The sequence below is a fragment of the Moorena sp. SIO3H5 genome (assembly GCF_010692395.1).
GTDB lineage: Bacteria > Cyanobacteriota > Cyanobacteriia > Cyanobacteriales > Coleofasciculaceae > Moorena.
The window spans coordinates 1-17159 of sequence record NZ_JAAHHS010000019.1 but is presented as its reverse complement, the minus strand read 5'-3'; the positions used below and the strand labels follow the sequence as shown (position 1 = coordinate 17159).

Sequence of the window (17159 nt, the reverse complement as noted above, 5' to 3'; positions counted from 1 at the left end):
TCGAATCAAGCGTTTCATATATTATTTGAACTGAGACCGCAATCTTGATATTCCTTGCTACTGACTATTAACTACTAATTACTAACTACTAACAACTACTCATAGCCCAAATGTTTCCGAGCCGCTGAGGTGGCGACGCGACCCCGAGGCGTGCGGTGCAGGAAACCAATTTGTAACAGATAGGGTTCATAAACCTCTTCAATGGTTTGAGCATCTTCTCCAGTAGAGGCTGCGACTGCTTCTAAACCAACTGGTCCGCCATTGAACTGTTCAATCATTACCTTTAGCACCAGTCGGTCTGTCCAATCTAACCCCATCGGGTCTACATTAAAGATTTCCATGGCTTGAGCGGCTACATCCTGGTTAATTTGCTCAATGCCTTTGACTTGAGCATAGTCTCGCACTCGTCTCAGGAGTCGATTAGCAATGCGAGGTGTGCCACGAGACCGACGGGCAATTTCTTCAGCGCCATCTTCCGTTACTATGGCCTTGAGCAATTGAGCTGTCCTCGTTACAATTAAACTCAATTCATCGATCTCATAGAAGTGTAAGCGTTGGATCATACCAAAGCGATCGCGTAGGGGTGAGGTTAAGGAACCTACTCGTGTGGTTGCCCCCACTAAGGTAAAGTGTGGCAGAGGAATACTGCGGGTTTTGGCACTTTGTCCTTTACCAATAGTGATATCCAATCGATAGTCTTCCATGGCTGGATATAGCAATTCCTCTGTCATGCGCGATAAACGATGGATTTCGTCTATAAATAAGATATCCCCAGGTTTGAGATTAACCAGAAGCCCCACAATATCTCGTGGACGCTCTAAGGCAGGTGCAGCAGTAATTTTACAATTCACCTCCATCTCAGTTGCCAAAATTAGGGACATGGTTGTTTTCCCTAATCCTGGTGGTCCATACAACAGCAGGTGATCCATGGCCTCATTTCTGGCTTTGGCCGCTTGAATGCCAATTTCCAAAACTCCTTTGAGTTCTTTTTGTCCGATGTAGTCGGCTAAGCGCTGTGGTCTAATACTCTCTTCTTGATGAGTAACTTCCTCAGCGGTGGCTGTTGCTAGTAGTAGCTCCCCATCGTTTTGCCTCTGACGAGAATTAGCGCGACCTTTTCGTTTCTTGCTAGATTTGGGTTCTCTATCTGGGTTTTGGTACTGTTGTCTAAAAGACGTTATGGCCATGGGTCATACTTTATCCTTCATACTTCATACTTAGTTTACTGATGCTGGCTAAGAGAATCTTACCGTGCCTGGATGTAAAAGCTGGGCGAGTTGTTAAAGGGGTCAACTTTGTTAATCTTAAGGACGCTGGTGATCCAGTGGAATTAGCACAAGTTTACAATGATGCTGGTGCAGATGAGCTGGTGTTTTTGGATATCACTGCTACCCATGAAGACCGAGACATTATTATTGATGTAGTCTACCGTACAGCCGAACAAGTGTTTATTCCCTTGACGGTGGGGGGTGGCATCCAGTCTTTAGAAAATATTAAATTATTATTAAGAGCAGGAGCCGATAAAGTTAGTATAAATTCGGCTGCTGTACGCAATCCCGACTTTATTAATCAAGCGAGCGACCGCTTTGGTGATCAGTGCATCGTAGTGGCTATTGATGCTCGTCGTCGGGAAGATCCCGATAACCCCGGTTGGAATGTTTACGTGCGAGGAGGACGTGAGAACACTGGTATTGATGCGATCGCATGGGCAAAAGAGGTGGCACAACGGGGAGCTGGGGAACTTCTGGTTACTAGTATGGATGCGGATGGAACCCAGGCTGGATATGACTTAGAGCTAACCCGCACTATTGCTGAAGAGGTGGAAATTCCAGTGATTGCCTCGGGTGGTGCTGGCAACTGCGATCATATTTATCAGGCTCTGAGTGAGGGCAAAGCCGAAGCTGCGTTGCTAGCTTCGCTATTGCATTACGGGCAACTGAGTGTATCTGAAATTAAAACCTATTTGAACCAGCATCAAGTTCCGGTGCGATTGCCATAGTAAACTAATTGATTATTCTTCCGAAATATTTAAGTTTTGTTGTGTAGTATTAAGTAGTTTAATGGTTTGCAGCGATTTTTATAGCTGCTAAACTAAATGTGGATGCAATATTAATTTTTGTAAAAAATGCTGGTGATAATTCTAATATTTGATGTGGCCTTGGTGGCTTGGTCACTGCACCTGATGCAGGAAGCCTTTGACACCCAAGAGTTCTCTCTGATGCTGGCTGGTACTTTAGTAGCCATGTCAGCAGCAGCTATGTTAGTGGTTTATTTTCTGATGAACAGCTGTATGGGGTATCTTACCCAAATGGCTCAGTCTCCCAGCGTATTCTACTGATTGAGATAATTTCATTCTCAAACCACTTGACTTAGCTTAGCTATCAAGGTATACTAGGTAATGGACTATAAAACTCGGGGTTATAGCTCAGTTGGTAGAGCACCTCAATGGCATTGAGGGGGTCAGCGGTTCGAATCCGCTTAGCTCCATATTGATTAAATATTGATTAAAGGCTGAAGTCTTTTAGCCTGAGGGGTTGTCGTAGGGTTGCTTGGCTATCAGTCTTCAGTAATATAGCGCTACGCGCAAGGGCAAGAGGCAAGAGACAAGAGGCAAAAGTTTACTGAAAAAGTGTTTCAGCTTGTATCAATGTCCTAACTTTAATGGGTAGTGCTATAAGGTTATAATTTGTTGACGCTTGACGGTTGAGGGGAAACTCTTAAAACAAGCCTTGGGAGTGGCGAGGGGGGAAAACCCGTGAGACTTGATGGTGAGATGTTGAGATTAAAACCTCTTTATCGAAGACGAATTCGCCGTAATCGGCGAGGTTATCTAGACCAATCAAATTTAGGATGATCTCAGCCACTAGCCAGGTGCTGACTTTCAGAAATACATTGTTCCACTGATGATTCATTGCTCTGAGCTTTAAACATTTGGTAGGTGGAGGTTTTGTCTGGCTTCTGTTTGTTCAGATGTACCTAAATCTCTACTTCAATTCCAAAGCGACGAATCCGCAAAAAAGTCAAAAATTTTTATTTAATAAAATTTCCCGGCTCTCCCGGCTTTGCGGTGATAAAGCAAGCTTATATCAGGTAATTCCGCCAGTTCCAGCCACGTTGATTGTCGATTTTGTGCCTTTTGATACGTTTCAAACTATAAATCCGGGAAAGCCAATTTCCCATATTGATTGGTGTTGAAAGTTAACGGTTTATGGTTGACATTTGATATCACTTTAGGTTAATCACTTTGTTTAGCGGACGCTGTCTTGATGCAGTTGCTTTTCCTAATTTCTGCAAAAAGCCTAGTCAAACTTCACGCTTCCTTCAGGATTTGGATGGCATCCCCTTGGTGCAAGACTTTACCGGCTTCTGAAGCAGGCACGTTTGTATTCACGCTTAATTTGTAAAAATGATTGAAACGAGCGCTGGTTGTCCAGGATGGTAGAGTTTCCTTGCGCTTCGCCATGAAAGTTTTTTGGAAATTAGCAGTAGCTTCTCCTGTTTGAGGGTCTCGTGCTACAACAATACAACGTTGACAAGGATTAATTCCTTCTATCAAAGCTTCCCCTACTTTAAACTGAATAGATTGCCCTGATTCAGAAAACAATTGGTCTTCCCAGAAAGCGGGAACTCCTCCAATTTCTAGATTGGCTCGAAAACGACGTCGTATATCTTCAGGAGTTATTTCAGGGAACCAAGAAGCAATGGTTTCAATGGTAGCGCTACTAATAATAGTAGGACCAAGGGCATTGGTATCGTCTGGGAAACCAGTGCTGGTGTTCTGCACTACTTTAACTGGAAAATCGAAGTAATCCTTTAACCAAGCTTCCAGAGCAGCTCGCCCATGATCAATATGAAAGGTAATGTTTTGGTTTGTGCCCTGAATCTGTAGCGATAGCAATTGGGATTGGATATCGAAGACCGACCGCAGCAAGTGAACTTTGGCATTGCGCTTACCATTGACAAATTTACCTTGCTGATCGAATAGGGCAAATTCTCGGTCATGGTTTAGGGCACCACTTTTGAGGAGAGTGGCGCTTTGGAGTTCAATCCGATCAAGGGATTTAATCGGGTAGATATAGATAGCCTTGAGGTAAGGTCTTGCAATTTTCATAACGAGTGAGCGACATTGCTTATCCTTTTAAAGCAAAAGGCAAAAGGCAAAAGGCAAAAGGCAAAAGGCAAAAGGCAAAAGGCAAAAGGCAAAAGGCAAGAGGGTTTTAAGCGATGCAGTGCGGTCTTGGGGGTTTCCTCCATGAGCGACTGCATCAAGACAGGGAATCTGCCTCAAAGAAGACTTTACCTCATAAGTGCAATCAAGGCTATATAATAGATTACAAATCACAGACAAAGAATGATATAGCAATAATAATCAAGACCCTATCAGCTTTATTATTGTTGTAAATTTCTCTATTAAGTAGAGCATTTTTTTATAAACTTAGTAGATGTGACAGGGCAAACTTATCTAAAGTTAGTTAATAAATAAATTAATACTTGATCTCACCAGGGATATCAAGGTAAGCGATCGCTTGCTGGGATTAGCGATCGCTAATGTTGGTTTTGTTACTTAGCTTAAACAAACTTAATAAACTTTCAGGTGTAGCAGAAGAAAGTAGTTAAGCGATCGCTAAGTTATAATAGCAGCTAATTTATGGTAGTAAGCCAAATATAGAGGGTTTGCCCCGAGTTGGCAATCATGAAGCTGAATCAAATTCTTAATCACATCAAAGTCTCTCTAACCCCTTCGTCAAGGAAAACTCATTCCCACAAGGTTGAAAAAATAGCTTATAAGATTTACCAAAATCGCCTACTAGTAAAAGGGGAAGGAGATGCTGAGCAAGACTGGCATAAAGCTGAGCAAATTGTTAACAATCCTTTGACGTTAGCCTTATTCAAGTGCCATCAACCTTTCATCAGCATAGAAAAAAAGTTTTTAGAGCCTTTTGTGGATTACCTCCATAGATTAGCATTGCTAGAAATTTTGGGACTATTGGGTAATCTATCTTTACTTTTTGGTGTGATTGTCTTTATTGCTGGTGAGCAGGATAGACGAAATGCTGAAGTTTATCAGGCATGGCAAGTAGTTACAGCAGCCCACAACCAAGCTGGCAGTGGTGGCAGAAAAGAAGCTCTGGAATTCCTAAACTCAGAACCAAGGCGTATTCCCTGGTTTTGGTTGACCTGGGATCAAGAGAGCTTAGATAGTTTACAGGCTCCAAAGGCTTATTTGAAGGGAGTCCAGCTCTGTTATGCAAAGCTAGCTAACGCTAATTTAAAGGAAGCTAATTTAAAGGAAGCTAATTTATCGGAAGCTAATTTATTGGGAGCTGATTTACAGCAAGCTTATTTATGGAGAGCTAATTTTAAACAAACTGATTTAGTGGGAGCTAATTTACAGCAAGCTTATTTATGGGAAGCTGATTTATGGGAAGCGAATTTACATAAAGCTAATTTAAAAGAAGCTGATTTATGGGAAGCGAATTTACATAAAACTAATTTAAAGGAAACTAATTTACAGCAAGCTTATTTATTGGGAGCTAATTTAACGAAAGCTGATTTATCAGGAGCTAATTTAAAAGACGCGCTTTATTCAGACGAAACAACATCGGAAGCTGCGTGTCAACGAATAGAAGGAATACTTTTTTTAATTAACTATCCTTGTCCCACCATGTTTCCTGAAGGTTTTGACCCTAAAGCTGCTGGCATGAAATTAATAAAGGAAATGGAAGATATACCTGAAAGATACTTATTAAAATTTAACACTACAGGTTGAGGGTTTGAGCGGGAGATACCTTGAAGTCAATCACTTGCTTGCAAAAACTATAAGGATTCTGAAGCTTACTGACAGGATACGAAGCAATTTTAATTATACTATCACTGTCCACCAGACCAGTCTACTTTGTCTAATACTCATTGAGATAATGGGGAATTATTCAGGCGATCGCTACCCTATCCTAATTCCCCGCTAAGGTATACTGTGGTGCTAATAGTGTTGCAACAATCCTAAGCTATTACTCTACCTCCCCCAACCCTTCAATAGTCGCCATCAGAATATTTACTAGCGGATGGTCAATCGATTCCTTGAATGCCTCTACTCGTCCAGATTTCAGGGAATTGATTACCTTAACTTTTAGTGTTGGGTTATTCTCAATTTTGTCAACAACTTCACCTACAACTATAATCTTCTCTTTGTTTGTTGTAGTGGGATTAGTCTGGGAGACTTGGTCTAGAAGTTGTTGGATTTCTTCTGCTGCTTCAACTAGGGTTTGCTTATGCTCGTTGGCTGATAGATCAGCAGTTAAAGAATTTCCAGCTATGCCTCCTATATTTCCAGCGTTATAAATGCTTTGACTAATATTGAAACGGGATGTATTGCTATCTCCAGGCATAATAAAATATTCTCCTTGATCAATGAGACACTTACTTTTTAGAGTAAAGCACACCAATCGTGTTTCTAGATACAAACTGATTTGGTTTTTCGTTTTCGTCTAGGGACACCCAGATCGATGCAGTTAGGTTAGCAGCTATGTTATCTTTATATTGTTGATAATGTTGATTCTTAAGGCTAAAAGAAGCAATGTACTTCAAGTCAGGTTTTTGTGTATTCTGTGTCCATCCATAAATCCTCAACTCGTAGTTACCAACTTGTAAATCAAATTCTTTGCCTCCTAATTCAGGACTCCAATCGAAGCGAACAATTTTATTTACTGAAGAACGTGCTTGTACTGGAATCGGTTGAGCTAGATTTTCATCTTTAAAATTTCCGGCACTCTCGATTTTAACAAAAGTAGTCCATGCCATGTCGTAAAAATTGTCATTATCTTTTCTGCCAACAACTAAACGAATCCGTTGAATGGTTCCTCCTTGAGGACTCCAATTATAGAAAGTTATGGGAAGATTGAACCCTAATCCTACAATCTTTTTATTAGCAGGTGTAACAAGGTATGTAGGAAAAAATATAATGTTTCTTCCCAAAGACAGCTTAAGATTAGCTTTCCTAAAATTTGATGTATAAGCTACAGCTATAGATACAAGTAAACTAAATAAAGCAATGAGGATGGTAATAGGATCGTCTGATTGAACGTTTGTTCTAGTGCTTTTATTTATTTGCGGTGCAGGTGACGACGAAGGTTGTTGAGCTATTAGCTCAGTAACTTCATAGTTGTTATGAGTCCGAAACTGCATAGTTATTAGTATCTATTACCAATAATAGATAACTAAGGTGGCATGATAACATTATATCATATCCGGTTGAATAATCATTATATACTTTGCCTATTAATGGGGACTATATAATTAGTAATTGGTAGTTTAAAATTAGGTATTATTTCGTAAATGATTAATCGGATTGGATATTACTCAAATATAGATCCAGAGGCAGGCTACTGTTCAATCAAGACTTGCTTTACCCAACTTGCATCTGCGGTCGATAAAGGTGGTGGCGGGTCTTGACTATAATCAATCGCTAAATCATAACTCCCTTGGTCGTAAAGGTTATGTAATAATTGTTGTAAATTAACGATAGGTTCTCGATCGTCTGCTTGGAGAGGTAAAGGAAATGAAGGAATTGCTTGGGGGAGATTAAAGGCATATAAATCGGCTTGGGGACGTTCTTTAGAACGGCTGACCACGATGCGATAGTGGCTCTGGAAGGATTGATTATTCATAGCCATCGGTTTTCCTTGACGCAGTAAATCAATTTCCACCAAATGGGTTAAGCTATCTAATATCTTTTGCCGTTTGGTTTCATAAGTGCTGCGCCCTTCTAAAGACCGTTTGTTTTTGGGAGAAAGAATTTCGATAACAGTAATTACTTTGCCAGTTTCCACCTTTCGCACTTCTAAATACCACTTCTTGATGCAGTCGCTCATGGGGGGAACCCCCAAGACCGCGCTGCATCGCTCTCTAAGCATTTCAGTCATCGGTAGAGCAATTTTCATTGGTTTAAGGCTAGGAGCAGCAACGGCAACCAGAGGTGACGGATCTTGGTGGTTGCTTTGAGAACTTTGAACCACTACATCATCAGGAATTCCTACTAGCATCGAATCATCACCAGTAGCGTTGTAAACTCTTTCTTCAATTGCTACCCGATACTTCGGACGTAGCTGGGGGTTAAGGCTTTGGGCAATCAGGACAATTAGCCACTTATGAACTTGTGACCAATATTCTGGTTTCTCCAGGTAGGGATTCATCCCAGGAAAAGGTGAAGGCATCTTGTGTGTTGAGGCGGTGAAGTGTTATAGTCCCTAGACTAACGAAAAACTTTGGCTCTTATTTCTGTATAGCTTTGAGATTTTAAGAATTTACTTTTTTACTAACTAGCATCTGAATGCCTAAAAGTTTTGCCTAGCAATCCTCTTAGGCATTTTTTTTTATAAAAAAGCATCCCTTGATCGCAAAAAACCATTATGAATCAAGTTAACCTAGCCTTTACTCCAGCTCTAGACCAAGCCCAACTGATCCGCAAGGGTGACATATCACCCCTGGAATTAGTCCAACTCTACCTTGAACGCATCGAAGCATTAAATCCCCAACTAGGCAGTTACTTCACTGTGGCGTCTGACATGGCACTGGCGGATGCTAAAGCCAAAACTGAACAACTTGCCGAAACTACGGATACCTCTAAACTCCCGCAATTTTTTGGTGTTCCAATTGCGATTAAAGACCTCAGGGCTGTACAAGGACTCCCTTGTAGCTTTGGTGTGGCTGCCCTCAAAGACAATATTGCTGAGTATGATGATGGGGTAATCACCCGCATCAAGCAAGCTGGATTCATTATTTTAGGTAAAACTGCTACTTCTGAACTGGGTTCGTTACCCTATACCGAACCCCCAGGATTTCCACCAGCTCGCAATCCTTGGAATCTGGACTACACACCAGGGGGGTCTAGTGGGGGTTCAGCTGCAGCAGTAGCAGCTGGCTTATCTCCCATTGCCCAAGGTTCCGATGGTGGGGGTTCCCTGCGCGGCCCAGCCTTTTGCTGTGGTTTGGTGGCGATTAAACCGACACGAGGTCGTATTTCTTACGCTCCAGTAGGAGACTTTCAAAGTGGTATTGCTAGTATTGGTCCGATGGCACGGACGGTAGCTGATGCAGCCGCTTTACTGGATGTGATGTCTGGCTATATTACTGGAGACCCTTACTGGTTACCTGACCCAGAGATATCTTTTCTAGAGGCTACCGATCAACAACTGGATAATTTGCGGATTAGTTTTGCCACATCCATTCAACCGATCGGAGAAGCATCAGCTACATGTGAAAAGATTGTGGTCGAAACCATGCAGCGACTGGAAGGAATGGGACATCTGGTTGAACCGGGTTGTCCAGATTTCAGTGAGATAGTAGAACCATTTAAGACACTATGGCAAGCTGGGATAACTTCAGCAGGAATTCCCTTAGAAGCCTTAAGTCCGATGAATCGCTGGATTGCTGAACAATCTGGTTCTGCTGGGGAATACTTACAAGCGGTGACTAAGCTACAAATTATAGCGCGTCAGATTGTGGGATTCTTTAACAACTATGATGTGCTAGTGTTACCGACTTATTTACATCCACCGATTCGGGTAGGAGAGTGGGACGATTTGAGTTCTGAAGAAACCTTGAATAATATTATTAATTGGATTGGACCGTGTCCACCATTTAATGCTACTGGACTTCCTGCGATCGCAATTCCTGCTGGTTTTGATGAGAAGGGCTTACCTGTAGGAATTCAGTTAGTGGGACCTCCAGCATCAGAAGCAACACTATTGGGATTAGCGGCTCAGTTGGAAGCTGCAAACCCCTGGATTCATAATCGTCCGACTGTATAAAGTAAAATCTCAAATTTACAGGACTTACGCCAAATTTGAGTTTAAATACTATTAGTAGTAGGATGATTTATTTACCGATCCGACCAGTAATAGTGATGACGTAAGTCCTGCCAAATTTAAGTAATTCCTGATTTAAAAGGTTAATAGTAAACCGTCAACGGTCAAGAATGCTTAGACTTTTTTCAACCAGCTGAACATAGCGCGTAAGTCTTTACCGACTTCCTCGACGGGATGTTCTTTATTCTGACGGCGCATAGCAGTGAAGACGGGTTTACCTCCCTGATTTTCCAAGACAAATTCACGGGCGAATTGACCTGATTGAATTTCTTTGAGGATTTTACGCATCTCGGCGCGAGTTTCATCAGTAACAATCCTTGGCCCACGGGTATAGTCACCATATTCAGCAGTGTTGGAGATGCTATCCCGCATGTTAGCTAAACCACCTTCGACGACTAGGTCAACAATCAGTTTGACTTCATGAAGGCATTCAAAATAGGCCAATTCTGGTTGATAACCAGCAGCGACTAGGGTCTCAAATCCAGATTTAATCAATTCACTCAAGCCGCCACACAATACGACTTGCTCACCAAATAGGTCAGTTTCTGTTTCTTCCCGGAAGGTAGTTTCAAGAATTCCGGCACGGGTACCACCAATTCCTTTGGCGTAAGCCATGGCGCGATCGCGTGCTTGACCTGTGGCATCCTGGTAAACAGCAAATAGACAAGGTACCCCTTCTCCCTGTTCATAGGTGCGCCGCACCAAATGTCCTGGACCTTTGGGAGCAACCATGATCACATCTACGAACTCTGGGGGAACAACTTGACCAAAATGAATATTGAAGCCGTGGGCAAAGGCAATAACATTACCCTCGGTCAGATTTGGCTCAATTTCTGCCTGATAAATGGTTTTTTGCACTTCATCCGGCAGCAGGATCATCACCAAGTCAGCCGCTTTAGCAGCATCAGCCACTGTGTGGACGGTTAAGCCTGCTTCTTCAGCTTTGGCCTTAGACTTACTACCTGGATAAAGTCCCACGATCACATTCATGCCACTCTCTTTAAGATTAAGGGCGTGGGCGTGACCTTGAGAACCATAGCCGATAATAGCTATAGTTTTATCCGCCAGTAGGTCTAGGTTAGCGTCGGTATCATAATACATCTGAGCCATTACAATTTCTGTTCCTTTTTTGCTGGTCATTGCAAAATTACCATAATACCGCAAAACCGATCTCAAGCCTGGCAAGTGATATACCTTTTTATCGATCAGGCCATCAGCGGATCACCTCATGTGTTGATACAGGTCTTAGATGCTAATGATAAGTATTTCTAATTATAAATTCCTAAGGATTTTGCCGAAGTTATCTTAGGGAGATAGGATCTTTAAAAAACCTGTTAAACCTAGATATTAGAGCATTTTCATAGACCGGTTTTACAGCTAAGTCTCTGGTGTAGATACTTGTGAATATTATATAAGTAAAACTTATCAATTTGGCGATTAAGCCTTTCATTCTTAATCTGTCTTAATCTACTGAGAGTTTTCCCGTAGTATCAGAGATGGAGTAAAAATAAGCATGCCAAGCTCCTTCAACCAAAGGATAGGCTTTTGCCGTATACTCACAAAGTCTCTACTATTGTTTTAAATCGAGAGGATTACTAAAACATGGCAACTTACAAAGTCACCTTGAAAACACCAGATGGGGATCAAACCATTGACTGTCCTGAAGACGAATACATTCTCGACACTGCCGAGGAGCTAGGTGTAGATCTGCCTTATTCCTGCCGTGCGGGTGCCTGCTCTACCTGTGCTGGCAAACTAGAGAGTGGTACTATTGACCAGTCAGACCAATCTTTCCTGGATGATGACCAAATGGCCGCTGGCTACGTTCTGACCTGTGTGGCCTACCCCACCTCTGATTGCACAATCACTACTCATCAAGAGGAAGCACTGTACTAAGTACTAATATAAGTACTAATAACAGAGGGGTGAGTAAAAGCTAATCGAAAATGTCGCAGAGAGATCGGAAGAACGTCGTGTAGGGTGCAGTGATAACCGGGCGGGGGAANTCTGTCTGACACACTGCCCACCCTACATCTAGATCTACATCTACTCCCGATTCCCCACACCCCACACCCCACACCCCACACCCTACTCCCGATTCCCCACACCCCACACCCCACACCCCACACCCCACACCCCACACCCCACACCCCACACCCTACTCCCCACACTTCAAAATTTTTTTTCCCGCTAGATGATATGAAAAAGAAAGCAAGTGGGTAAGTTAAGTCTAGGACAGAACAAATCAGCATCCCGCACCGACCAGAAAGACTTATGAAAACTGATCTAAAAGTTAAACTCCTTAAGCACCTGAGTCAGAAGAAGCAAGACGAAGGTTTTACTCTAATTGAACTACTAGTTGTAATCATCATTATTGGAATTCTATCCGCCATTGCTCTGCCTTCTTTCTTGAACCAAGCTAATAAAGCTAAGCAGTCAGAAGCTAAAACTTATGTTGGTTCTATGAATAGAGCTCAGCAAGCTTACTACTTGGAAAACAATGAATTTGTAACTGAAAATAGTCAGTTTGGTCAGTTAGGTCTTGGCATTGCCACAGCTACTCAGAACTACATTTACGGGTTAGAAGACGGAGGAACAACCCCAAAAAGTGTCAATAATTATGCAGACCCAAACAATGGAGCTGACGCCCCTGACAATGACTCTGCGCTTAAGGCATATCATGGCGTCACAAGCATAGGTCAGATAACAGAGACTAGTGAGGCTACCACTTTAGCTGTATTGTGTGAAGCCGTAAAAGTTACGAAATTTGAGGGTTTACTCGGTTCGGATGCAACCCCCGATGTTAATGGAGATGGTATTCCCAGCTGCGGAGCTGCCGCAGATTGGAAGGATATATCAGGTAAAAGGTAAGAAGAAGGATCCTTAGACTAAACCCTTGGTAACAACAGTTTTAATCACCGAAAATTAGCTACTTAGTTAAAGTGGGTAGAATCATCTACCCACTTTGTTTTATGGAAATATTTAGGTGGACAATTACCCTAATCAGGATTTCAATAGTATTAGAAAATGGGGTGATCTGTTAATTTAATTAGCACAAAAGTATGACTAACTGGCAGCAACAAGCGGAGCACTATCTAATCCAGGGAGACTACAGTAAGGCCGCAAGCTTATACGAACAAGCCATTGAAGCGGAACCTGATTGTATATCCTACTACTGGCATTTAGGATTACTGTTCCTATTGCAGGGTCAAGAAACAGAAGCCCAAACCACTTGGCTGCTGGTCATGGCAGAGGCGGAGTCAGAGCAATTAGAGACCTGGACCGAGGAACTGCTCCAGGTGTTGCAGACTGAAGCTGACCGCAGGCAGGGGTTAGGGGATGATCGCGTAGCCTGGGCAATCCGTCAGCATATGCGGGAAATTTGCCCTACTGACCTGACTAATCTCTTGGAAAGTATTGCCCTAAGCATCAAGCTAGAAACCTTTAGCGGTGATGAGTTAACTGAGCTGGGGGTGATTTCACTGCTACAAACCCAGCCAACAGTAGAATGCAATCAGCAATTACTAAAAGAGGTTTTGGAACAGATACTAGAAGCCGAACCATTGCATCCAGCCTCCTTAGAATTCACCGAAGCTTGCTTAGCTTACTTCCCCAATCCTGTGGTCTGGCTCTTGCCATTACTCTCAGCCTGTATGAAGATCGGTCATACCTTAAAGCAACCGACCATCGCCGCTAGTTTTCTAGAATGTTATCGCTCTTTAGATCCTGACCATATAGAAATATTACGACATCTGGCTACCTTTTATCAAAATGCTCGTAATTATGACCACGGCATAGAAAGCGCTAAGTTGTGCTATTCCTTATCGGAATCCTTACCAGACCAAATATCCGGAATTAACCTGGTATTGCGAGGGATAATGAATGCTGGGGGCTATTGGCCGGAAGTTTCTGCGGCTTGTCAGACCCTAGAATCACTGCTGGTTTCACTAATTAAGGAACAATCGGTCACCTTGTCTGATGTTGAGACTCTGCGTCTGCTTACCCCATTCTTTCCTCTGGCTCATGTTCACGACCAGCCCAGCCATTTCAGACCAATTTTGAATCAAATCTCTGAGCTGTTCCAGAGGAATATTCGGGGGTATACCGAGGAAAGAGCGGAGTGGTATAGACTTCTTGCAGAAGTCGGGAACAGGGAACAGGGAACAGGGAACAGGGAGCAGGGAGCAGGGAGCAGGGAACATGGATCCCCCCTAACCCCCCTTATTAAGGGGGGAATTGAGGATGGGGGAATTGAGTTAAAGTCCCCCAGAATTGGGGGATTTAGGGGGCTTGCACCGGTCGAGCATGGATCCCCCCTAACCCCCCTTATTAAGGGGGGGATTAAGGATGGGGGAATTGAGGAGGGAGGAAAAACTACTAGACCCTTAAAAGTCGGATACTTGTCAGGTTGTTTAAGACAGCATTCTGTGGGGTGGCTAGCTCGTTGGCTGTTTGAGCATCATGACCGGGAGCGGTTTCAACTTTATGGCTATTTCGTAAACTACAAGCTAGTAAAGGATAACCTCCAAGAATGGTATGTCAATCAAGTAGACCATCCTCACAAATTAGGGATTCATTGTCTAGAAGCGGCTGAACAGATTTATCAGGATCAACTGGATATTTTAATTGACCTCGATAGCATCACCCTGGATATCACCTGTGCAGTGATGGCCCTGAAACTGGCACCAGTACAAGTCACGTGGCTAGGGTGGGATGCCTCAGGATTACCTGCCATTGATTACGTGATTGCTGACCCCTACGTATTACCGGATTCCGCTCAAGCTTACTATTCCGAGAAAATCTGGCGCTTACCCCAAACCTATATTGCGGTGGATGGGTTTGAAGTGGGTGTACCTAGCTTACGTCGGGACCACCTGGATATTCCCAACGATGCCACGATTTATCTTAGTAGTCAGAAAGGATACAAGCGCAATCCCGAGACCACAAGGCTGCAAATGAAAATTATCAAAGCCGTCCCCCATAGCTACTTTTTGATTAAAGGCCAATCTGACCAAGACTCGATCACACGGTTCTTTAACCAAATTGCGGAAGAAGAAGGGGTAGAGTGCGATCGCCTCCGGTTTCTACCAGAAGTACCTACGGAAGCGGTTCATCGTGCCAACTTAGGCATTGCGGATGTGGTACTGGATACCTATCCCTACAATGGAGCCACCACTACCCTCGAAACCCTCTGGATGGGTATTCCCCTAGTCACCAGAGTGGGAGAACAGTTTGTTGGTCGCAACAGTTACACCATGATGATGAATGCCGGAATCACCGAAGGCATTGCCTGGACAGATGATGAGTATATCGAGTGGGGGATTCGTTTAGGCAAAGACCCAGCTCTCAGACAACAGATTTCCTGGAAACTGCGACAATCTCGACAAACTGCTCCGTTGTGGAATGGTAAGCAATTTACTAGGGAAATGGAAAAGGCTTATTTGGAAATGTGGAGGAATCGGGAGTAGGGAGTAGGGAGTAGGGTGTGGGGTGTGGGGTGTGGGGTGTGGGGAGATAGGGAGATAGGGGGATAGGGAGATACAAGTTAATTTAACTAAATTAACTTAAAACCTGTGCCAATAAACATTTTTTTAAACTGAATAATTTCATAAAAATCTAATCTAATAAGGTACACATTATTTTCCATACTCCCTGATCCGAATATCCCTCAAAAAATGTCCCTCAACCAATTGAAAACTACTATAATTAGTATGGTTACCTTTTAATCCAAGTCCAATAAATGTCTATCCAACAAATAAGTAAAGAGTATATTGCCATAGATCCTGACTATTGTAGTGGTAAACCCCGCATCGCTGGCACAAGAATGCCTGTTGCTGCCATTGCCGAGATGTATTTGGAGATGAAAGAATCTTTAGCAGAAATTGCTCAGAAGTATGAGCTATCCTTAGCGCAGGTTCATGGTGCAATGGCATACTATTATGAGCATCGGGAAGAAATTGACCGTCACAACATTGAAACCGATAGACGTGTTGAAGAAATAAAGCGAAATAGTCTTCCTTCAAAGTTTCAGGAAAAATGGAGAGAGATCAGGGGTGAAGGATAAAATTCGATTTCACCTGGATGAGCAAGTCGATCCTGAAATTGCTTTACAACTACGGCGTCGTGGTATTGATGTCACAACAACTGTTGAAGTAGGATTACGTAGCTCCTCTGACCAATCACAGTTGAATTTTATTCGTCAACAAAATCGGGTAATTTTTACCCATGACAAAGACTTTCTGATCATTGCTAATGATACCTCAGATCATCCTGGTATTGTTTATTGTAAGCAGAGGACTCGTTCTATTGGTGAGATGATCAAGGGCTTAATTTTGATTCAGGAGATTTATACGCCAGAGGAAATGGTTGGGCGTGTTGAGTATCTGTGAGCGATTGACCTTGGCCAAAGGCCTCAGCTTCCGCGCTTATGCGATTGACATGCAGGTCACGCTTTCGGCAAAGCCTCAGCTTCCGCGCTTATGCGATTGACATGCAGGTCACGCTTTCGGCAAAGCCGACGCTGCGCGAACGCGATCGCTTGTTAGCCAGTTAATAATTATTGGCCAAACTGCATCGCTTTTGCAATTAAGCAAAAATTAGCGCGAAACACCCCACACCCCAAACCCCACACCCCACACCCTACTCCCTGCTCCCTCAAGAATTATTTACAAAAATTTTCAAAATATGTTATAATATTAAATTTTTTGTGATACACTAAAAAAGTGGATGGTAAACGTCCACGGGAAGGGCCAGCCTACTTACGTCTACAAGCCTAGGCTGGCTCTAGGTTCCCCCCATAAAAGGAAGATACCCTAATTATGACTTACTATCACCGCCTACACCCCTGGGCCATCGTTCGCCTGTTACCAAAAATGCAGCGAGTTGTTGTTGGTCGCTTCCGCAATCGTTCTGATGCGGAAGGGCATTTAAAGGCTCTGAAACGATTAATGCCTGATGCTGAATTTGTGATTGTTTTTGATGTAGGCGATCTTCCTAGAGATGAAGAATCCTAGGGATAACCAGTAGTTGGGATTAGTTGAAGGTTTAAGGTTAGTTTGTTGAAGGTTTAAGGTTAGTTTGTTGAAGGTTTAAGGTTAGTTTGTTGAAGGTTTAAAATTTCCGATTCCCGATTACCGAATATGACAGAAAAGCACTATGCTATTACAAACCACAAATCATAATAAAATAGCTCTCAATTTTGCAGCTAACTTGAAGTTTGCTTTAAAAGGACAAGCATACGATATTTATATTGGTGATGTGCGATTGTGGATACCTGATTATAGCCAATATACCTAT

At 42.8% G+C, this 17159-nt stretch carries 18 protein-coding genes, 1 tRNA gene and 1 pseudogene; 13 read left to right on the top strand and 7 right to left on the bottom strand.

Annotated elements, in window-relative coordinates; genetic code table 11:
* Window positions 1–95 precede the first annotated feature (95 nt).
* A complete protein-coding gene (ruvB, locus tag F6K52_RS03770) occupies window positions 96–1187 on the bottom strand; it encodes a Holliday junction branch migration DNA helicase RuvB (protein WP_293074247.1) in 1092 nt (363 codons plus the stop codon).
* Between the two features lie 41 nt (window positions 1188–1228).
* Between ruvB and hisF the strand changes: the two genes are divergently transcribed.
* The 3 genes from hisF (at window position 1229) to F6K52_RS03755 (ending at window position 2487) form a co-directional block, all read left to right on the top strand.
* Entirely contained in the window at window positions 1229–1999 is a 771-nt protein-coding gene (hisF, locus tag F6K52_RS03765; protein WP_293074244.1) for an imidazole glycerol phosphate synthase subunit HisF, read from the top strand.
* Window positions 2000–2125: 126 nt separating this feature from the next.
* Window positions 2126–2338 (top strand): hypothetical protein, encoded by a 213-nt coding sequence (locus tag F6K52_RS03760; RefSeq protein WP_075897842.1) that lies wholly within the window; start codon window positions 2126–2128, stop codon window positions 2336–2338.
* 76 nt (window positions 2339–2414) lie between these two features.
* Window positions 2415–2487, top strand: a tRNA-Ala gene (locus F6K52_RS03755).
* Between the two features lie 230 nt (window positions 2488–2717).
* Here the strand turns inward: F6K52_RS03755 and F6K52_RS03750 are convergent.
* Entirely contained in the window at window positions 2718–2912 is a 195-nt protein-coding gene (locus F6K52_RS03750) for a hypothetical protein (RefSeq protein WP_070391920.1), read from the bottom strand.
* A 398-nt stretch (window positions 2913–3310) separates the two neighbouring features.
* Window positions 3311–4111, bottom strand: a complete 801-nt coding sequence (locus F6K52_RS03745; RefSeq protein WP_293074239.1) for an MOSC N-terminal beta barrel domain-containing protein — start codon at window positions 4109–4111, stop codon at window positions 3311–3313.
* Window positions 4112–4224: 113 nt separating this feature from the next.
* On the opposite strand from F6K52_RS03745, the gene F6K52_RS03740 reads away from it, so the two are divergent.
* Together F6K52_RS03740 and F6K52_RS03735 are read left to right on the top strand one after the other, a co-directional pair.
* Window positions 4225–4401, top strand: a complete 177-nt coding sequence (locus tag F6K52_RS03740) for a hypothetical protein (RefSeq protein WP_293074236.1) — start codon at window positions 4225–4227, stop codon at window positions 4399–4401.
* Between the two features lie 292 nt (window positions 4402–4693).
* Complete coding sequence (locus F6K52_RS03735) at window positions 4694–5770, top strand: pentapeptide repeat-containing protein (RefSeq protein WP_293074233.1); 1077 nt, start codon at window positions 4694–4696, stop codon at window positions 5768–5770.
* A 238-nt stretch (window positions 5771–6008) separates the two neighbouring features.
* Here F6K52_RS03735 and F6K52_RS03730 read toward each other — a convergent pair whose 3' ends face one another.
* The 3 genes from F6K52_RS03730 to F6K52_RS03720 all read right to left on the bottom strand — a co-directional run bounded on the left by F6K52_RS03730 (window position 6009) and on the right by F6K52_RS03720 (window position 8210).
* Entirely contained in the window at window positions 6009–6386 is a 378-nt protein-coding gene (locus tag F6K52_RS03730; protein ID WP_293074230.1) for a hypothetical protein, read from the bottom strand.
* A 31-nt stretch (window positions 6387–6417) separates the two neighbouring features.
* Window positions 6418–7182: a hypothetical protein gene (locus tag F6K52_RS03725; RefSeq protein ID WP_293074227.1), complete on the bottom strand. Its 765-nt coding sequence runs from the start codon at window positions 7180–7182 to the stop codon at window positions 6418–6420.
* Between the two features lie 197 nt (window positions 7183–7379).
* Window positions 7380–8210, bottom strand: a complete 831-nt coding sequence (locus F6K52_RS03720; RefSeq protein ID WP_293074224.1) for a DUF4058 family protein — start codon at window positions 8208–8210, stop codon at window positions 7380–7382.
* Between the two features lie 195 nt (window positions 8211–8405).
* On the opposite strand from F6K52_RS03720, the gene F6K52_RS03715 reads away from it, so the two are divergent.
* Window positions 8406–9806 carry an amidase gene (locus tag F6K52_RS03715; RefSeq protein ID WP_293074222.1) on the top strand — a complete coding sequence of 467 codons (1401 nt, stop codon included), beginning with the start codon at window positions 8406–8408 and terminating at the stop codon, window positions 9804–9806.
* Window positions 9807–9977: 171 nt separating this feature from the next.
* On the opposite strand, the gene ilvC is transcribed toward F6K52_RS03715, so the two are convergent.
* On the bottom strand, window positions 9978–10973 hold the full coding sequence (gene ilvC, locus F6K52_RS03710) for a ketol-acid reductoisomerase (RefSeq protein ID WP_070396553.1): 996 nt from the start codon (window positions 10971–10973) through the stop codon (window positions 9978–9980).
* Between the two features lie 492 nt (window positions 10974–11465).
* On the opposite strand from ilvC, the gene F6K52_RS03705 reads away from it, so the two are divergent.
* From F6K52_RS03705 to F6K52_RS03675, 7 genes and pseudogenes are all read left to right on the top strand, one after another.
* Window positions 11466–11759 carry a ferredoxin gene (locus F6K52_RS03705; protein ID WP_293074219.1) on the top strand — a complete coding sequence of 98 codons (294 nt, stop codon included), beginning with the start codon at window positions 11466–11468 and terminating at the stop codon, window positions 11757–11759.
* 378 nt (window positions 11760–12137) lie between these two features.
* Complete coding sequence (locus F6K52_RS03700) at window positions 12138–12734, top strand: type IV pilin-like G/H family protein (protein WP_293074216.1); 597 nt, start codon at window positions 12138–12140, stop codon at window positions 12732–12734.
* A gap of 191 nt (window positions 12735–12925) precedes the next feature.
* Window positions 12926–15331 carry an O-linked N-acetylglucosamine transferase, SPINDLY family protein gene (locus F6K52_RS03695; protein ID WP_293074213.1) on the top strand — a complete coding sequence of 802 codons (2406 nt, stop codon included), beginning with the start codon at window positions 12926–12928 and terminating at the stop codon, window positions 15329–15331.
* 272 nt (window positions 15332–15603) lie between these two features.
* Window positions 15604–15927 (top strand): DUF433 domain-containing protein, encoded by a 324-nt coding sequence (locus F6K52_RS03690; protein ID WP_293074210.1) that lies wholly within the window; start codon window positions 15604–15606, stop codon window positions 15925–15927.
* Complete coding sequence (locus F6K52_RS03685) at window positions 15917–16252, top strand: DUF5615 family PIN-like protein (protein ID WP_293074207.1); 336 nt, start codon at window positions 15917–15919, stop codon at window positions 16250–16252. The genes F6K52_RS03690 and F6K52_RS03685 overlap by 11 nt, the downstream gene beginning before the upstream one ends.
* Window positions 16253–16681: 429 nt before the next feature.
* A complete protein-coding gene (locus F6K52_RS03680; protein ID WP_293074204.1) occupies window positions 16682–16876 on the top strand; it encodes a hypothetical protein in 195 nt (64 codons plus the stop codon).
* A 154-nt stretch (window positions 16877–17030) separates the two neighbouring features.
* Window positions 17031–17159 (top strand): annotated as a pseudogene (locus tag F6K52_RS03675) (Uma2 family endonuclease); the annotation flags it as partial.